The organism is Enterococcus sp. 2201sp1_2201st1_C11_2201SCRN_220225 (genome assembly GCF_040925905.1).
Classification (GTDB): domain Bacteria; phylum Bacillota; class Bacilli; order Lactobacillales; family Enterococcaceae; genus Enterococcus_C; species Enterococcus_C asini_A.
Genome location: NZ_JBCOJC010000051.1, coordinates 1 through 17005 on the forward strand (window position 1 = coordinate 1; position 17005 = coordinate 17005).

14 protein-coding genes and 1 CRISPR repeat array are annotated in these 17005 nt (G+C 41.1%); of the genes, 5 read left to right on the forward strand and 9 right to left on the reverse strand.

Features of this window, described 5'->3' with window-relative positions:
* Positions 1-188: 188 nt before the first annotated feature.
* The 3 genes from AB5754_RS11345 to AB5754_RS11355 are packed head-to-tail and all read right to left on the reverse strand — an operon-like array spanning position 189 to position 2976.
* Complete coding sequence (locus AB5754_RS11345; protein WP_368251015.1) at positions 189-341, reverse strand: FeoB-associated Cys-rich membrane protein; 153 nt, start codon at positions 339-341, stop codon at positions 189-191.
* The gene (feoB, locus tag AB5754_RS11350) at positions 341-2509 is read right to left on the reverse strand and encodes a ferrous iron transport protein B (protein ID WP_368251016.1); all 2169 of its coding nucleotides are present in this window, start codon (positions 2507-2509) and stop codon (positions 341-343) included. Before feoB ends, AB5754_RS11345 begins: the two co-directional genes overlap by 1 nt.
* Positions 2506-2976, reverse strand: coding sequence for a ferrous iron transport protein A (locus AB5754_RS11355; protein ID WP_311832728.1), 471 nt, complete (start codon positions 2974-2976; stop codon positions 2506-2508). The genes feoB and AB5754_RS11355 overlap by 4 nt, the downstream gene beginning before the upstream one ends.
* 459 nt (positions 2977-3435) lie before the next feature.
* On the opposite strand from AB5754_RS11355, the gene nrdH reads away from it, so the two are divergent.
* The 4 genes from nrdH (at position 3436) to AB5754_RS11375 (ending at position 7877) form a co-directional block, all read left to right on the forward strand.
* Positions 3436-3660: a glutaredoxin-like protein NrdH gene (nrdH, locus tag AB5754_RS11360; protein ID WP_311832727.1), complete on the forward strand. Its 225-nt coding sequence runs from the start codon at positions 3436-3438 to the stop codon at positions 3658-3660.
* A gap of 109 nt (positions 3661-3769) precedes the next feature.
* A complete protein-coding gene (nrdE, locus tag AB5754_RS11365; protein ID WP_368251018.1) occupies positions 3770-5932 on the forward strand; it encodes a class 1b ribonucleoside-diphosphate reductase subunit alpha in 2163 nt (720 codons plus the stop codon).
* Between the two features lie 39 nt (positions 5933-5971).
* Positions 5972-6931 (forward strand): class 1b ribonucleoside-diphosphate reductase subunit beta, encoded by a 960-nt coding sequence (gene nrdF / locus AB5754_RS11370; protein ID WP_368251020.1) that lies wholly within the window; start codon positions 5972-5974, stop codon positions 6929-6931.
* Positions 6932-7070: 139 nt separating this feature from the next.
* Positions 7071-7877 carry a DUF92 domain-containing protein gene (locus AB5754_RS11375; RefSeq protein ID WP_368251021.1) on the forward strand — a complete coding sequence of 269 codons (807 nt, stop codon included), beginning with the start codon at positions 7071-7073 and terminating at the stop codon, positions 7875-7877.
* A gap of 131 nt (positions 7878-8008) precedes the next feature.
* Here the strand turns inward: AB5754_RS11375 and nagB are convergent, their stop codons facing one another.
* From nagB to AB5754_RS11400, 5 genes are all read right to left on the reverse strand, one after another.
* Positions 8009-8710 carry a glucosamine-6-phosphate deaminase gene (nagB, locus tag AB5754_RS11380; RefSeq protein ID WP_311832723.1) on the reverse strand — a complete coding sequence of 234 codons (702 nt, stop codon included), beginning with the start codon at positions 8708-8710 and terminating at the stop codon, positions 8009-8011.
* 280 nt (positions 8711-8990) lie between these two features.
* The gene (locus AB5754_RS11385) at positions 8991-9173 is read right to left on the reverse strand and encodes a hypothetical protein (RefSeq protein ID WP_311832722.1); all 183 of its coding nucleotides are present in this window, start codon (positions 9171-9173) and stop codon (positions 8991-8993) included.
* A gap of 58 nt (positions 9174-9231) precedes the next feature.
* Positions 9232-10920, reverse strand: a complete 1689-nt coding sequence (locus AB5754_RS11390; RefSeq protein WP_311832721.1) for a ribonuclease J — start codon at positions 10918-10920, stop codon at positions 9232-9234.
* A 251-nt stretch (positions 10921-11171) separates the two neighbouring features.
* On the reverse strand, positions 11172-11471 hold the full coding sequence (locus AB5754_RS11395; RefSeq protein ID WP_368252428.1) for a hypothetical protein: 300 nt from the start codon (positions 11469-11471) through the stop codon (positions 11172-11174).
* Between the two features lie 180 nt (positions 11472-11651).
* On the reverse strand, positions 11652-12707 hold the full coding sequence (locus AB5754_RS11400) for an aspartate-semialdehyde dehydrogenase (RefSeq protein WP_368252427.1): 1056 nt from the start codon (positions 12705-12707) through the stop codon (positions 11652-11654).
* A 196-nt stretch (positions 12708-12903) separates the two neighbouring features.
* Here AB5754_RS11400 and AB5754_RS11405 point away from each other — a divergent pair, with 196 nt between their 5' ends.
* Positions 12904-13362, forward strand: coding sequence for an S-ribosylhomocysteine lyase (locus tag AB5754_RS11405; protein WP_368252426.1), 459 nt, complete (start codon positions 12904-12906; stop codon positions 13360-13362).
* 495 nt (positions 13363-13857) lie between these two features.
* On the opposite strand, the gene AB5754_RS11410 is transcribed toward AB5754_RS11405, so the two are convergent.
* Entirely contained in the window at positions 13858-14586 is a 729-nt protein-coding gene (locus AB5754_RS11410) for a GntR family transcriptional regulator (protein ID WP_368252425.1), read from the reverse strand.
* Between the two features lie 41 nt (positions 14587-14627).
* Positions 14628-16945: a CRISPR direct-repeat array (repeat unit 32 nt; unit sequence ATTTCAATCCACGCTCCTACATGAGGAGCGAC).
* Positions 16946-17005 lie beyond the last annotated feature (60 nt).

Below are 17005 nucleotides of genomic sequence, written 5' to 3' on the forward strand. Positions count from 1 at the left end.
TACGCTGCCTTAGCTTGATGAAATCAAGGTTAGGCAGCGTTTAAGATTTTTAGCAATGAAAAGAAGGGTATCTTCCAGTGATTTTTAATGGAAGATACCCCTCTTTTGCTTGCGTCTCACGTTTGGTATTGTTCGGTTCGTAGGACGGTGACCCAACTATTGTCACAGCCTCTTTTCATGATTTCTAATTACTGATTAGGATTGCTTTGTTTTGGCAAGTCTTTTACTCCACAGCTACAGTTACAATCTTCGCAGCTAGAAGAGCGACCGGTTAAGCGACGAAAGAGAATGCCAGCCGCTCCACCAAAAATAATTACACTTAACACAATCGTCCAAAACATTATTTTACGCCTTCTTTCGCGATACTAGGAATGGTCAACAGACAGTCTTCTTCACAAGCTACTTTTTTCGGTTTGCGAATCAAAGACCAGATGATAAAGGAAGAAGCGGCAATCGCAAACACAGTTCCTACGCCGAAAGTTCCACCTTCAAAGAATAAGTGACCAAACTGATAGATCACCAAGCTCACCACGTAAGCCAAGCCACATTGATAGCCAATGGCCCGCAATGTCCATTTCAATTCGCCCATTTCCCGGTGAATGGCACCAATAGCCGCAAAACAAGGCGCACAGAGCAAGTTAAAGGCTAAGAAAGAATAAGCCGCTACAGGGGTTAAGGAAGCTCGTAAGGCACCCCAGATTTCTGTGCCATTTTCTGCTACTTCGTCTAAGCCACCGTAAAGCACGCCAAAGGTACCAATCACATTTTCTTTCGCAATCAAGCCGGTAATGGTTCCCACTGCTTCTTGCCAATGTCCCCAACCTAATGGCGTAAATAATGGTGCAATAATACGACCTAAGCCAGCCAAAATACTGCTTTCTTCCCCCACATTTTGCAACTGGAAGTTGTAACTAGAAGTAAACCAAATTACCAAACTAGAAACAAAGATAATGGTGGCTGCATTTTTCACAAAAGCCATTCCCCGATCTCTCACTTGATGGAGAACACTCTTTAATTGAGGCAAATGATACGCCGGCAATTCCATAATAAAAGGTGCAGGATCCCCAGCAAACATCCGGGTCTTTTTCAAGGCAATCCCTGATAAGACAATGGCACTAATGCCTAAAAAGTAAGCAGAAGGTGCTACCCAACTCGTATTAGGAAAAAAGGCCCCAGCAATTAAGGCGATAATCGGTAGTTTTGCCGAACAAGGCATAAAAGTAGTAATCATCGCCGTCATACGCCGATCTTTTTCGTTTTCAATGGTGCGGCTAGCCATAACTCCAGGTACCCCACAGCCTGTGGCAATTAACATCGGAATAAAGGATTTTCCTGAAAGGCCTAATTTTCTAAAAATCCGGTCCATAACAAAGGCAATTCGTGCCATATACCCACAATCTTCCAATAAAGAAAGACAGAAGAATAAAACCAACAGCTGAGGCAAAAAGCCGATTACCGCTCCGACACCTGCGACAATACCATTTAAGATCAAGTCTTGCATCCAAGGTGCCACATTTCCTGCCGCTAGCCAATTGCTAAGGTGATTAGGTACCACTTCGCCAAAGAGCACATCATTCACCCAGTCGGTCCCCATAACCCCAATGGTTTGAATGGACAAATAGTAGACTGCCCACATGACCAAAGCAAAAATCGGCAATGCCAAAATTCGATTGGTCACCACTTGGTCAATGCGATCAGAAACCGATAAGCGCAATTCGCCTTCTTCTGTTACACAGAGTTTCATTAAACGACTGATAAATTCATAGCGCTCATTCACTAAGATGCTATCACTGGTATCATCAAAGAGTTTTTCGGTAATCCCAATGATTTCTTCGATTTCTTTTAGCTGTAAAGGACTAGGGGAAAGTGCTGCTTGAGTTAAAGAGTCTCTTTCAAAGAGTTTAATGGCAAAATAGCGTGCTTGTTTTGTCGGCATGGTGTTGCCCATAACATCAATAATCTCACTTAAAGCGGCTTCTAAGCGTTCATCATAAGTCGGAAATTGCGGGACTTTCGGTTGTTTGTGGCTGTTTAAGACTTTGTGAACCCCTTGATCCAAGCCTTGTTTTTTCAAAGCGCTCATCCCGACTACATCCACGCCTAATCCATAAGCCAACTTGTCTAAGTTCAACTTGCGCCCTGATTTTTTGACAATATCCATCATATTGACCCCTAAAACTAAAGGCAAGCCAATTTCAATTAATTGAGTCGTCAAATACAAATTCCGCTCAATATTAGAACCATCAATAATATTTAAAATCGCATCTGGCTGATCTTGTAAAAGATAATCTCTAGCTACTACTTCTTCTGGAGTGTAAGGAGACAAGGAATAAATTCCCGGTAAATCTTGAATTAAGACTCCTTTGTCTTTTTTCAGTCGCCCGGATTTTCGTTCCACGGTAACCCCAGCCCAGTTGCCCACATATTGAGCGGAGCCAGTCAACTGATTAAAAATACTGGTTTTCCCACAGTTAGGATTACCTGCTAAAGCAATTTGCAGTTCACTCATGAGGTAACCTCCTTTTCTACCAAGATGTACTCCGCCTCGCTTTTTCGTAATGATAAGGCATATCCTCGCAAACTCAACTCAATGGGATCTCCTAATGGCGCAAGTTTTTTTACTGTGACTTGAACATTTTTCGTCAACCCCATGTCCATTAAGTGTCGTCTTACGGCACCTTCCCCAAAGACAGAGATGACTTTTCCTTGTTCTCCCACAGCCAATTCTCCCAAAGACAAAACTTCTGTCTGAGTGGTGACTTCTTTCACCTTGATTGCTTGTAAAATACTTTGATCCAAAGCTAAACGGGTCTTATGTAATAAAACAATGCCATTTGCTCCTTGTGTCTTCAATAAAATGACTTGACTACCACAAATTAACCCCAAATCCTGTAAATGTTTTTTTACTTCTGTTTGTTCTGGTACAGCAGTGACTTGGTAGGTTTTATGTGGTGTTGCCTCGCTTAATCTCCCCAAACTCTTCCCCCACTTTCTAAACAGTACTCCCTTAAATCGGGAATGATAATTATTCTCAATTAAACTTCTGCTTTGAGAATAGCGACAAATCATTGTTCTGTCAATGAAATTTCTGAATTTGTAATAATTTTCACATGTCTTTTTTGATAAACTTAACCTTTAATAAACAATCAGCCTGAGCTAGTATCGGTAATTCATTTTTTAAAAAAGCGTTGCGATTCGTTAAACTGTATAATTAAAAATGACAGTGTATAAAATGATTTTCAAAAAAATCTTGCTCTCGTAAGGTTTCCTCTCTTCTTTTGGTTTCAAAAAGAGTATTGGTACATCATTTTTATACACCACAATGTATAGTGGTTGTTCTATCAACAAACCACAAGATGTAGTGCATATCCTTTGACTTGCGGAAAAGGAAGATTATACTAGAATGTACCAAGGATGAATTTGGAGGAGTTACTTATGGAGATTACCTTATACTCAAAAAATAACTGTATGCAGTGCAAATTAACAAAACGTTTTTTAGCGGAACATCAAGTTTCCTTTAACGAAATCAATATTGACGAGCAACCAGAAGCAGTGGAAAGCCTAAAAGCAGCTGGGTTTCGTTCCGTGCCAGTTTTAAAGACCACCGATGCGGCTATTGTTGGTTTTCGTCCGGAAGAATTACGCCAACTAGTTTCTTAATTTTTCAACCAGATAAGATTCCCACAGACAATTGTGACGGGCTGGGGCAAGTTGTCCTAGTCTTTTTTACTGGTTTCAACCGCATAGATAATCGAAATGAGGGAAAATAATGAGTCTTAAAGACCTAAAAGATGTGAGCTACTATAAATTAAACAACGAAATCAATCGTCCGGTAAACGGTCAAATTCCTTTAAATAAAGACCAAGAAGCACTGACAGCCTTCTTAGCCGAAAACGTGGGACCAAATACTAAAAAATTTAGTACTACCCAGGAAAAATTGGATTATTTAGTGGCGGAAGATTTTCTAGAACCAGAATTTTTAGCCCAATATACCCCTGCTTTTTTAGACAAGCTTTATGCTTTTTTATATGAGCAAAATTTTCAATTTAAATCCTTTATGGCGGCTTATAAGTTTTATTCTCAATATGCGCTAAAAACCAACGATGGGGCTTTTTATCTAGAAGGCTATGAAGATCGAGTGGCGATCAATGCTTTGTACTTTGCCAACGGAGATGAAGACTTAGCCATGGGCTTGGCAGATGAAATGATTCATCAGCGCTACCAGCCTGCGACCCCGTCATTCTTAAATGCCGGCAGAAAACGCCGAGGTGAATTGGTTTCTTGTTTTCTAATTCAGATTACCGATGATATGAACTCCATCGGACGCGGCATTAATTCTGCCTTGCAACTATCTCGTATTGGTGGCGGTGTGGGGATTACTTTATCCAATTTGCGAGAAGCCGGAGCGCCGATTAAAGGGTACGAAGGAGCAGCCAGCGGGGTGATGCCGGTAATGAAGCTCTTTGAAGATAGCTTTAGTTATTCCAATCAACTAGGCCAACGCCAAGGAGCCGGCGTAGTTTATCTTAACGTCTTTCATCCCGACATCATCAATTTCTTATCTGCAAAAAAAGAAAATGCCGATGAAAAAATCCGGGTAAAAACATTGTCACTAGGAGTTTTAGTTCCAGATAAATTTTACCAATTAACCGCTGAAAACAAGGAGATGTATCTCTTTAGTCCTTACAGTGTGGAATTAGAATACGGCGTGCCATTTTCCTATGTGGACATCACCAAAGAATACGACAATTTAGTAGCCAATCCAAAAATCCGCAAGACTAAGATTAAAGCACGGGATTTGGAAAATGAAATTTCTAAACTCCAACAAGAATCCGGCTACCCTTATATTGTCAATATCGACACGGCCAACAAGGCAAATCCTATTGATGGCAAGATTATTATGAGCAACCTCTGTTCAGAAATTTTACAAGTCCAACAGCCTTCTGTGATTAATGGTGCTCAAGAATACGAGGTTTTAGGCACAGATATCTCGTGTAATTTAGGTTCTACTAATATCGTCAATTTAATGAAAAGCCCCGATTTTGGTCAATCGGTTAAAAACATGACCCGAGCATTGACGTATGTCACCGACCACTCAGAAATTGATGTTGTCCCTTCCATTGTAAAAGGCAATCAAGAAGCTCATACCATCGGCTTAGGTGCCATGGGACTGCACACTTACTTTGCTAAAAATCATATAGAATACGGTTCTTTAGAGGCTATTGAATTTACCGATATTTACTTTATGTTGTTAAACTACTGGACACTAGTGGCATCTAATCAAATCGCCCAAGAACGTGGCCAAAGTTTTGTAGGCTTTGAAAAATCAAAATACGCCGACGGAACTTATTTTGATAAATATACCGCGGGACAGCACCTGCCAAAATCCGAAAAAGTCAAAGCACTCTTTGAAGGAATCTTTATCCCTGAGGCTAAGGATTGGCAAGACTTGCAAGCCAAAGTCCAAGCTACCGGCCTTTACCATCAAAATCGTCTAGCTGTAGCACCAAATGGTTCAATTTCGTATATTAATGACACCAGCGCTAGTCTTCATCCCATTACTCGCATGATTGAAGAACGGCAAGAAAAGAAAATCGGCAAAATTTATTATCCAGCAGCTTACTTGTCCAATGACACTATTCCTTATTACAAATCGGCCTATGACATGGATATGCGCAAAGTAATTGATGTCTATGCTGCAGCCCAAACCCACATCGACCAAGGGATGAGCTTGACCTTGTTTATGCGTTCCGAAATTCCCGCAGGTTTATATGAATGGAAAACGAAGACGACCAAACAAACTACCCGGGACTTGAATATTTTGCGTCACTACGCTTTTCATAAAGGAATCAAGTCGATTTACTACGTGCGGACTTTCACCGACGATCAAGAAGAAATCGGCGCCAACCAATGTGAAAGCTGCGTGATTTAATCCATTATTTTTACGAAGCCATCAAACAAGGAGGACAACATGAGTACGTATTACAAGGCGATTAACTGGAATGAAATAGAAGACATTATCGACAAATCCACCTGGGAAAAACTGACAGAGCAATTTTGGCTGGACACTCGAATTCCCTTATCCAATGATTTAGATGACTGGCGCAGTCTTAGTGCTGCAGAAAAAGATTTAGTGGGGAAAGTCTTTGGTGGGCTGACCTTACTGGATACCGTGCAGTCAGAAAGCGGGATGGATCAGTTGCGCAAAGATGTGCGCACGCCTCATGAAGAAGCAGTCTTAAACAATATTCAATTTATGGAATCTGTCCATGCGAAAAGTTATTCCTCGATTTTTTCCACATTAAATACCACTAAAGAAATCGCAGAAATTTTCGAATGGACCAATACCAATGTCTATTTGCAAAAAAAAGCCGAACGGATCAATGAAATTTACAAAAACGGCACACCTTTAGAAAAGAAAATTGCCAGCGTCTTTTTGGAAACTTTCCTTTTTTATTCTGGTTTTTATACCCCTTTATATTACTTGGGTAATAATAAACTGGCGAATGTGGCGGAAATTATTAAGTTAATTATCCGGGATGAAAGTGTTCACGGGACGTATATTGGGTATAAATTCCAACTAGGTTTTAACGAACTACCCCAAGCAGAGCAAGAACAGTTGAAAGACTGGTTGTATAATTTATTGTATGAGCTTTATGAAAATGAAGTTCACTACACCGAAGCGCTTTATGATGAGATTGGCTGGACCGAAGAAGTGAAAACTTTCTTGCGTTACAATGCCAATAAAGCCTTAATGAATCTAGGGCAAGATCCCCTCTTTCCTGACACTGCCGATGATGTAAATCCGATCGTTATGAACGGGATTTCTACTGGTACCTCCAATCACGATTTCTTCTCTCAAGTGGGGAATGGTTATCTTTTAGGTACGGTAGAAGCCATGGAAGACGATGATTATCAAATTGGTTTATAAGTATCCGTTAATTTGACGATTCTTTTCCCAATACAAACTAAAAAGCCACAAGGGATTTTTAAGCAAAATTCCTTGTGGCTTTTTTATGGCTTTCATATGGTACACTAGAATCAAATTATTACAGTAAAGGAAAGCAGTCATGATTACCTTTTATCTCGTTTTATTTGGCCTGATGGGCACAAGTATCTTAGCTTTTTTTAGTTCTCTTTTCGGTTGGCTTTCTAAAAGCGGCGCGTGGGCCATGGCTATTTTAGGCACAGCTATTTTTGCTTTATCCCCGGCAATGGCACTTTACCTCTTTCTCTTTTTTGGCAGTAGCTATTTGTTGCAAGCGATCAAAAAACACGGGGCTTCTCCATTAGCCAGTGATAAAGATGGTCCCCGCGATGCCTGGCAAGTACTATCAAATTGTGGCCCTTTACTAATTTTTTTATTACTGGAAGTTTTATCGGAAGATCCTCGTTTTGTCCTTTGCCAAATCAGCGTAATTGCTGCGGCCTGTGCTGACACTTGTTCTTCAGAAATCGGGGTTTTAAGCCGACGCCCTCCCCGTTTACTCTTTTCTTTTAAAGTAGCTCCTGCTGGTCTTTCTGGCGCTATTAGTCTAGTTGGACTTCTGGCTGGTGCCTTAGGAAGTGCTTTAATTGCTTTTACTTGGTGGCTACCTCATTTTCTTTTTCTGCCCCAGACAAAAATCGTAACTGGGCTTTTAGTCTGGCTATTAGGTTTTATCGGAACGGTACTTGATAGTATGTTAGGCGCAACCTTTCAAGTCAAGTATCGCGACGCTACGGGTGCTTTAACGGATAAAAAGAAAGAAAAGAACCTTCAAAATTCCTATGTCGCCGGTATCCCTCATTTTACCAATGATGGAGTAAACTTTGCCACTGGTCTTTTAACTGGTGCACTGGCCTTTTTCTTACAAACTTTTCTATCGGTAAAATAGACCGAACGCATTCATTCGTGAAGCTAAACATAGTTAGACTTGTTATTATGGAATTTTTACTTGTGAAATTTTTATATCTTAGGCTATCAAAAAAACGCTGAAAACTAATCTTCAGCGTTTTTTGGCTTTTCTTATAATTTACTTGCAGCAGCTTCGTCTACAATTACGATTACATTGTCATGGTTTTGCAAAGCTGAGGCAGGTAAATGGTTGGTTACTGGGCCTTCGATCATTTCGTGAATCGCATCTGCTTTGTCTTCACCAAATGCCATTAAGATGATTTGTTTGCCTCTCATAATAGAAGCGATTCCCATGGAAATTGCTTTAGTAGGCACGTCTTCCACTTTATCGAAAAAGCGCTTGTTGGCTTCAATGGTGGATTCTGTTAAATCAACTACAGAAGTTGTTCCTTGCAAATCAGCTCCTGGTTCGTTAAAGCCAATATGACCATTGCGACCAATTCCCAAAATTTGGATATCTACTGGATGTTCGTCAATAATTTGATCATAGTGTTGGCATTCTGCTTCAAGATCTGCAGCTTTACCATTTGGCACAAAAGTTTCTTTAAAAGGCTTTTTATCAAACAAGTTTTCATTCATGAAGTGACGGTAGCTTTGTTCGTCTTCCACGCCTAGTCCCACGTATTCGTCCAAGTTCACAGAAGTCAGTTGCGAAAAATCTAAATCGCTAGCAGTCATTTGACGGTACAAAGGAATCGGCGTACTCCCTGTTGCTAGTCCCAAAGTTTTAATTCCTTGATCCATCCCCGCTTTGATTAGTTCGAAGGCTTTTGCTCCCCCTGCTTGTGCATCTTTCACTCGAATGATTTCCATGTTCAGCCCTGCTTTCTTGTATTTGGTATAGCCCAATTATAGCATGCTTCTTTTTTCGGTGCAATTGTATAGACCAAAAAGCAGCGATTTTCTTTAAAAAACTTAATTTCGAGCTTTAATCGTCAGAAAGAATGAACGAACTCAGCTCTCGAAAATTAAATCAAAACCCAAGAAAGCTAGTTCATGAAGACCAGTCAATCAAAAAAAGCCTCTTTTTTCAAAAATAGCAACGATTCATGTCATTCATTCTAGAGAAATCTTAAAAGCTGGCAAAATAGAATTATTTCTTACTATCCATAAAAAAGCGTCGAACGCTAGGAAATAGTCCTAAAATACCGAAGAAAAAACCAAAAGCAATTAAAATTTGGGCCACAAAGTTTAAATTTGGCAGCAATAAATTCAACAGCAGATAAAAGACAATCCCCGCAATGACCACCCGTAACGTGTATTTATTAAAACTCATCATGTGCCTCCTTCATATAAAAACCGCACCTTCCAAAGGAAGCGCGGTTCACCACTACTTAACGTCTTGCTTTATGTCGTTGACTGGATTCCATAATCACTGGCAAAACTACCGGCCGGCGTTTGGTTTGTTCAAAGAGGTAACGTCCTACGCGATCACGAATATCTTGTTTTAACTTGCTCCATTCAAAATCATCGTCTTGCAAGTGTTTTTCCACAATTTCCGTAATCATATCGCCGCTTTCTCGAATCAAATCCCGACTGGTTTTCACATAGACAAAACCACGAGAAGTAATTTGGGGATGGGCGACAATTTTCTTTTCTCGCCGGTTAATGGTAACTACTGCAATAAAGATTCCGTCTTCCGATAAGATTTTTCGATCCCGTAAAACGATATTGCCAATGTCGCCCACGCCAATACCGTCCACCAATACATTCTCTGCAGGTACCACACCACCAGGAACCATTTCCCCGTTGCGGTATTCCAAAACATCTCCTTTAACCGTGATAAAGATGTTCTTCTTCAAGATACCAACTTTTTCTGCTAGCTCAGCATGAGCCGCCAGTTGCCGGTATTCTCCTTGCACTGGTAAAAAGAATTTTGGTTTCATTAAATTCAGCATTAACTGTAAATTATCAGGATTCGCATGGCCGGAAACCCGATGATTTTCGGAAATCATCTTCACCGTGCCCCCTGCTCGAAAGACGATATCTTCGGTCTTAGCCACATTGGTTTCCATAGCGGTGGTTGGCGTAGTGGTAATGTACACCAAATCCCCTTCTTGAATCCGCAGTGTGCGGTGGGTGCCATTAGCCATCCGTTGTAAGGATTTAATTGGTTCTCCCATACGGCCGGTTTCCAAAACAATCACTTGTTCAGGTGGGTATTGTTTCATTTCCTTTTGCGTAATCAACATGTCATCATCGGGCACTTCAATTTTGCCTAGTTTCATGGCAGTGCGGATGATGCGACCAAAGTCTTGACCTGTTAAAACCACTTTCCGATTTGCGCGGTGAGCCGCATTTAAGACTTGTTGGAGCCGTTGAAGATTGGAAGCCACCATGGCCACAATGATCCGGCCTTCCCAGTAAAAAATCGTATCGCTAACTTCATCCGCAATCGTCAACTCCGAGGCCACAGGCGCTGGATTTTCCGCATTGCTAGAAGTACTTAAAAGGGCCAAAACCCCTTCTTTGCCGATTTCCCCTAAACGAGCAAAATCCGTTTGATACATCGAGACTGCCGTTTGGTCAAACTTGAAATCCCCTGTATAAACGATATTGCCTTCACTAGTTTTCAAGCAAATACCTACTGAATCGGGAATGGAATGAGTGGTAGGGAAAAAGCTGACCACACCACTTCCAAAGTCAATTTCCGTATGTTCATCAATCACATGGAAGTCTTTAAACTTCTTCGTATTTTCATTTTTATGCACATTGATTTTTGCCAACTCAATGGTTAATTTCGTACCGAAAACCGGCACTTCCAAGCGTTCCAATAAATAAGGCAACGCCCCAATAGCATCGGCATGGCCGTGGGTTAAGAAAACTCCAACTACTCGTTCGGCATTTTCTTCTAAATAAGTAAAGTCAGGAATTACCGTATCAATTCCTAATAAGTCATTGTCTGGATATTTTAATCCACAGTCGAAGATAAAAATATCTTCTTCCACTTCTGCTAAGTACATATTCTTGCCGTTTTCCCGTACTCCAGAGAGTGGAATAATTTTGATTGTCTTGTTGCTCAAAACATTCACCTCTTCTATATATTTGGTTGGATAGTCCGCAATCACAATCACTCTAGCTTCCCTAAAGCGAGCTGATTTCGGTAGATTTCTTAAAAAGCCTCATGCGCCTAAGCATCCAGTGAACATTATACACTAATGAAGCCAAAAAAGCGGGCAATACAGACGAAGATTAATGAAAACCTTAGATGAAATCGATTTCCAAAAGAAGTTTGAGCCAAAAAAAGCCAGTCTTTTTAAAACAGACTGACTTACTAGTTATTTTTAAAACGTGCAACGGCTACTAAATCACTAATTAAAAAGCACAGCAAAGTAATCAGTAAGTAGCCCCAAAAGAAGGTTTGCTGGGAAAAGGAATTAAAAAATTGATAATAAATGCCACCAATAGCTGCCGTCACCATTAACAGTATTCCTAAAATCCGGTGAACAAAGGGCACCACCTGTTTTCCTAGCGCTTTTTGGGCCAACCCTTTATAACGAATACTCTCAGATTTTCCACCTGAAAGATATGCCCATAACCCTAATCCAAAAAAGATCAAAAAAATTGCAATCATTTCTCAAACTCCTTATTTTCTTTCGCTTATTTTCCCATAGATTTCCCGATTTGACAAACTCCGGAAAAGAAGTCTCTGTCCCTATTTTAGGAATACTGCTCCTCGATACAGTTGATAAATCAGCTTAATAAACGTTCAAAAAAAATTGAGCGGTCCATTAAGACCCGCTCAATTTCAAGGCTATTTTACTTTAACTAAATCCATTTCGTGTAACGTTTCGGCGATTTGAACTGAGTTCCAAGCCGCACCTTTTAAAAGGTTATCGGAAACCACCCACATGTGGTAGCCATTTTTCACATCTAAATCACGACGAATCCGACCGACGAAGGTTTCTTTTTTACCCACTGCATTTAACGCTTGAGGGTAAATTTGTTGGCTAGGATCATCTTCTAAAATAACTCCCGGCGCTTGGGCTAAAAGTTCTTTGATTTCTTGGGTGGTTAATTCTTTTTCTGTTTCAATATAAATTGACTCAGAATGACCAGAAAAGACTGGAATCCGCACACAAGTAGCCGCCACTTTAATACTATCGTCTGACATGATTTTATGGGTTTCATTGATCATTTTCCACTCTTCATAGGTGTAATCTTCATCGGAAAAGACATCGATTTGAGGCAAAGCATTAAAAGCGATAGGATAATGTTTTTTATCGCCCCCACAAGGCAAAATTTCTGGATTTAATTCATCCACGGGCGTACCGTCTAAATAAGCCAATGTTTCACGCTTCATCTCTTCCATCGCTTTGGCACCAGCGCCGGAAACTGCTTGATAAGTGGAAACGATAATTCGGTTCAGCCCTGCTACTTTGCGAATCGGTTCTAAGGCCACCATCATTTGAATGGTAGAACAGTTTGGATTGGCAATAATCCCTTTATGCTCTTTCAATGCTTCAGGATTAACTTCTGGTACCACTAAAGGTACGCCTTCTGTCATTCGAAAAGCGCTAGTGTTGTCCACTACGACAGCCCCTCGTTTCACAGCTTCTGAGGCAAATTGTTTGGAAATTCCACCACCGGCTGAAAACAGCGCAATATCAATATCAGTAAAAGAATCTGGTACCAATTCTTCAATGACGATTTCTTGTCCAAAAACTTTCCGAGTTTGTCCAGCAGAACGAGCGGAAGCTAATAATTTTACGTTCTCAATCGGCAAAGTGGACTGTTCCAACATTTCAATCATCTTTGTTCCAACAGCACCTGTAGCCCCCACTACCGCAACCTTATAACCAGTCATCAATACCACTCCCATTATCATATTTGTGCTATTTTAGCACATCTTACTGAAAAATACAGTAACCTTCTTTATAAAAATCAGAATAATCCGTATATTTGAATAAAAATACTCATTAAACCTTTGCTTTTTCATCGAGAATTGCACCAACATAGAAAATTTGCTATGATTACTCCACTTATACATTCATTGGAGGTACATTATGGCAAAAGTGGAAAGTTTTGAATTAGATCACAATTTGGTAAAAGCTCCTTATGTACGATTAGCTGGCTCTGAGAACCAAGCAGGTGCCCGCATCGAAAAATACGACCTGCGTTTCTTACAACCTAATCAAGATGCTTTGCCTACAGGAGCATTGCACACTTTAGAACACTTACTTGCAGTTAATCTCAGAGATTATGTAGATGGCGTTATCGACTTATCTCCCATGGGGTGTCGTACCGGCTTTTACTTAATCCTGTGGGGAGAGCACTCCCCAGCAGAAATTCGTGATGCTTTGACCACTGTTTTAGAAAAACACGTAGTAGCTGCCACAAGCGTTCCCGCCGTTTCTGCAAAAGAATGTGGCAACTACCGGGATCACTCCCTATTCTCTGCTCAGGAATACGCTGGGCAAGTATTGGCTCAAGGAATTTCCAGTGATCCATTTACTCGTCAATAACTCAGTAAAGGAGGCCGTGCCAACTAGCACCGCCTCCTTTTACAAAACAGATTTAAATAACTATCGAAATTTATTTTTCACAAGCAATTGTATTACTCGTTGTTGTGTTATTCTCAAGTAATTCATGAAGCTAAAAGGAATCTGCTGTCCTTAAAACTTATATTCAATTACAGAAATCACATCTTTTGAGTCATTAAATAAATTACGCAAAAACTACCTTTCTTTTTGCATAAACTTTTATTTATCTCAGGCACACATTGTTTAACATATCAAGGTTTTTCCGCTATAATAAAGGTGCAGAGAATTTTGGGGAAGATTCTCACAACAACGTGTTGGAAATTTTTCCATTCACACCAGCTTTATTTAAAAAACCTCCTAGGCCTAACCAACCTAGGAGGTTTTTTGTGGTTCCATTTTACTAAAACAAAATAACGATCACAAACCAATTCGAAAAAAATCGGCATAATGTGATTTCCGACTAGTTTTACTAGTCACTCACTCTAAATTCATATGCTTGAAGTCCAGCATCGAATAGCCCCGCACATCATAGCGGTTATGACTCGTGGAATAATCCACAGGTACGCCATTTTCTAAATACACCACTTGCTCCACTTCTAAAATCGGATCGTGGATGCCACATGCTAAATAAGTCTGGTCTAACTCGTGACTTTTATCTGCTTGAATCGTCCGGGAAACCCCAGAAAATCGCAATCCCAAATCCGTTAATAAGTAATCATAAATCGAAGCCAATAAATGATCCTCCTTTAATCCCGGCACTAATCTTACAGGCATAAAGGAATGTTCCAAAATATAAGGCTGTTCATCCAATAAGCGCAGGCGAATGATGTCATAGACTTCTTCCCCAGCTCCTAGCTTGAGCATTTTTTGAACTTTGTCCGTGGGCAATCCTACTTCAAAGCGAATAATTTGACTAGTCAACTTCTGTCCCCGTTGTTTCATTTGGTAGCTCAACCCTTGGTATTGATCTACCGGACTAGTATCTTTCCCCCAAAAACTAGGATCCAAAACCTTCGTCCCTGCTCCTCTTTTTGAAAGCACTAACCCTTCCATAATCAAAATATTAACCGCTTTTTTAACCGTCATGCGACTGACATTAAATTCTGTAACCAAATCAACTTGATTAGGCAAAAAAGAACCTGTGGGATAGGTTTGATTTTTGATGCGTTCCCGGATAATATCCGCAATCTCAACATATTTCAACATGCCCTCACCTCAAACCAAAGTATACCTGACGCCTGGGGACAATACAAATTCACGCTCCTACATGAGGAGCGACATTATGTTTGGTTACTTTAAAAACAAGAAGGAAATATTTCAATCCACGCTCCTACATGAGGAGCGACAGAAACGCAGGCGGATAGGTGTTACAAACCACCGTATTTCAATCCACGCTCCTACATGAGGAGCGACATTAGACCGCTACCGGTTCAATACCCTGAAATATCATTTCAATCCACGCTCCTACATGAGGAGCGACTGGGGAGTTTGATTACCAATCAGACAACGCCATCTAATTTCAATCCACGCTCCTACATGAGGAGCGACTTGTTCTTTATGATATCTGGTTATCTATATAAAATTTCAATCCACGCTCCTACATGAGGAGCGACTTCCCACGTACGGGCACATGTCCCTTGGAAAATATTTCAATCCACGCTCCTACATGAGGAGCGACACTCTTGCCGCTAATCTCAATAGTGTCCCATTTTGATTTCAATCCACGCTCCTACATGAGGAGCGACGTGATAGTATTGCAACGTCTTCCCATTTTCTGGTGGCATTTCAATCCACGCTCCTACATGAGGAGCGACGGGGAGGGGGTTAATCAGCTTAATATCAAAAAGGTATTTCAATCCACGCTCCTACATGAGGAGCGACAACAATGTCATGGCGGTTTTGGACCGTCACTTTGATTTCAATCCACGCTCCTACATGAGGAGCGACTTTAAGCGCCCCATTATTACCCCAGATACGCTCTATTTCAATCCACGCTCCTACATGAGGAGCGACATTAAATGAGGACGGGACAGTTACTCGTGAAATCCATTTCAATCCACGCTCCTACATGAGGAGCGACCAGAAGAAACCTTCCCACATTTACACCACGTTCAGCATTTCAATCCACGCTCCTACATGAGGAGCGACTAATTGACGAGTTTTGTAAAGGAATACCAGTTTTAATTTCAATCCACGCTCCTACATGAGGAGCGACATGCCTGTAAAGCATGGAGGCTTTCTGATATTCCATGGATTTCAATCCACGCTCCTACATGAGGAGCGACGTTTACGTCATAAAGACCTGTATATTGCATGAGGACTATTTCAATCCACGCTCCTACATGAGGAGCGACATTAAATATCTTTTATCTTAATGGATCAGTTGGTTGATTTCAATCCACGCTTCTACATGAGGAGCGACCGCCGGCACCTTGATACCATTTGGAGTGGGAAACTTTTATTTCAATCCACGCTCCTACATGAGGAGCGACGTTGCTTGTAGCAGTTCACCAGGTTCCTCGATATCTTATTTCAATCCACGCTCCTACATGAGGAGCGACTTTGATTGGGTTTGTGAGAGGTGGTAATAAGATATTTCAATCCACGCTCCTACATGAGGAGCGACTTTGCTTCCACCCAAGCTTGTTTCAAACAGTCAGAATTTCAATCCACGCTCCTACATGAGGAGCGACGGGACAAATACGGCTGGGAGGTCATTGACCATCCTATTTCAATCCACGCTCCTACATGAGGAGCGACTGGTTCACTACTGTTGCAAATCCTAAAGCCACAACCATTTCAATCCACGCTCCTACATGAGGAGCGACAATGGAATATGTACTACAAGCTGGCGGTATAGTATTTCAATCCACGCTCCTACATGAGGAGCGACATACGAGCATCAAAGATGTCCGAGTAAACGATTTTAATTTCAATCCACGCTCCTACATGAGGAGCGACTGAAAATAGCACCAATGTCGATACCAAAAGTAGCATTTCAATCCACGCTCCTACATGAGGAGCGACCTTGATAAACAGGCCGCCACCAGGTACAAGATAAATTTCAATCCACGCTCCTACATGAGGAGCGACGTGTCAGAGAGGCTAGTAGAGCAACTGGTATAAACATTTCAATCCACGCTCCTACATGAGGAGCGACCGATAATGCCCGGAAGAGCACCAGCGATAGCAGTCAATTTCAATCCACGCTCCTACATGAGGAGCGACAATATCTCCGTTTTTTGACAATGTTTCTGCAAAATGATTTCAATCCACGCTCCTACATGAGGAGCGACTGATTTTACTAGGTATTTCGAGTATTCCTTTGAATTTCAATCCACGCTCCTACATGAGGAGCGACCGACACAGACATTCTCAAGACTCCAGTTTGCATTGATTTCAATCCACGCTCCTACATGAGGAGCGACGTTAGCGTTGTTCTTCCCAGCCAACTTGATATATGTATTTCAATCCACGCTCCTACATGAGGAGCGACGTCTTTCGTCCCAGTTCAAAGGACCTGTTGCAGGAACATTTCAATCCACGCTCCTACATGAGGAGCGACTTGATGATTGATTGCCTCTACCGGTTCCATTTCCTTTATTTCAATCCACGCTCCTACATG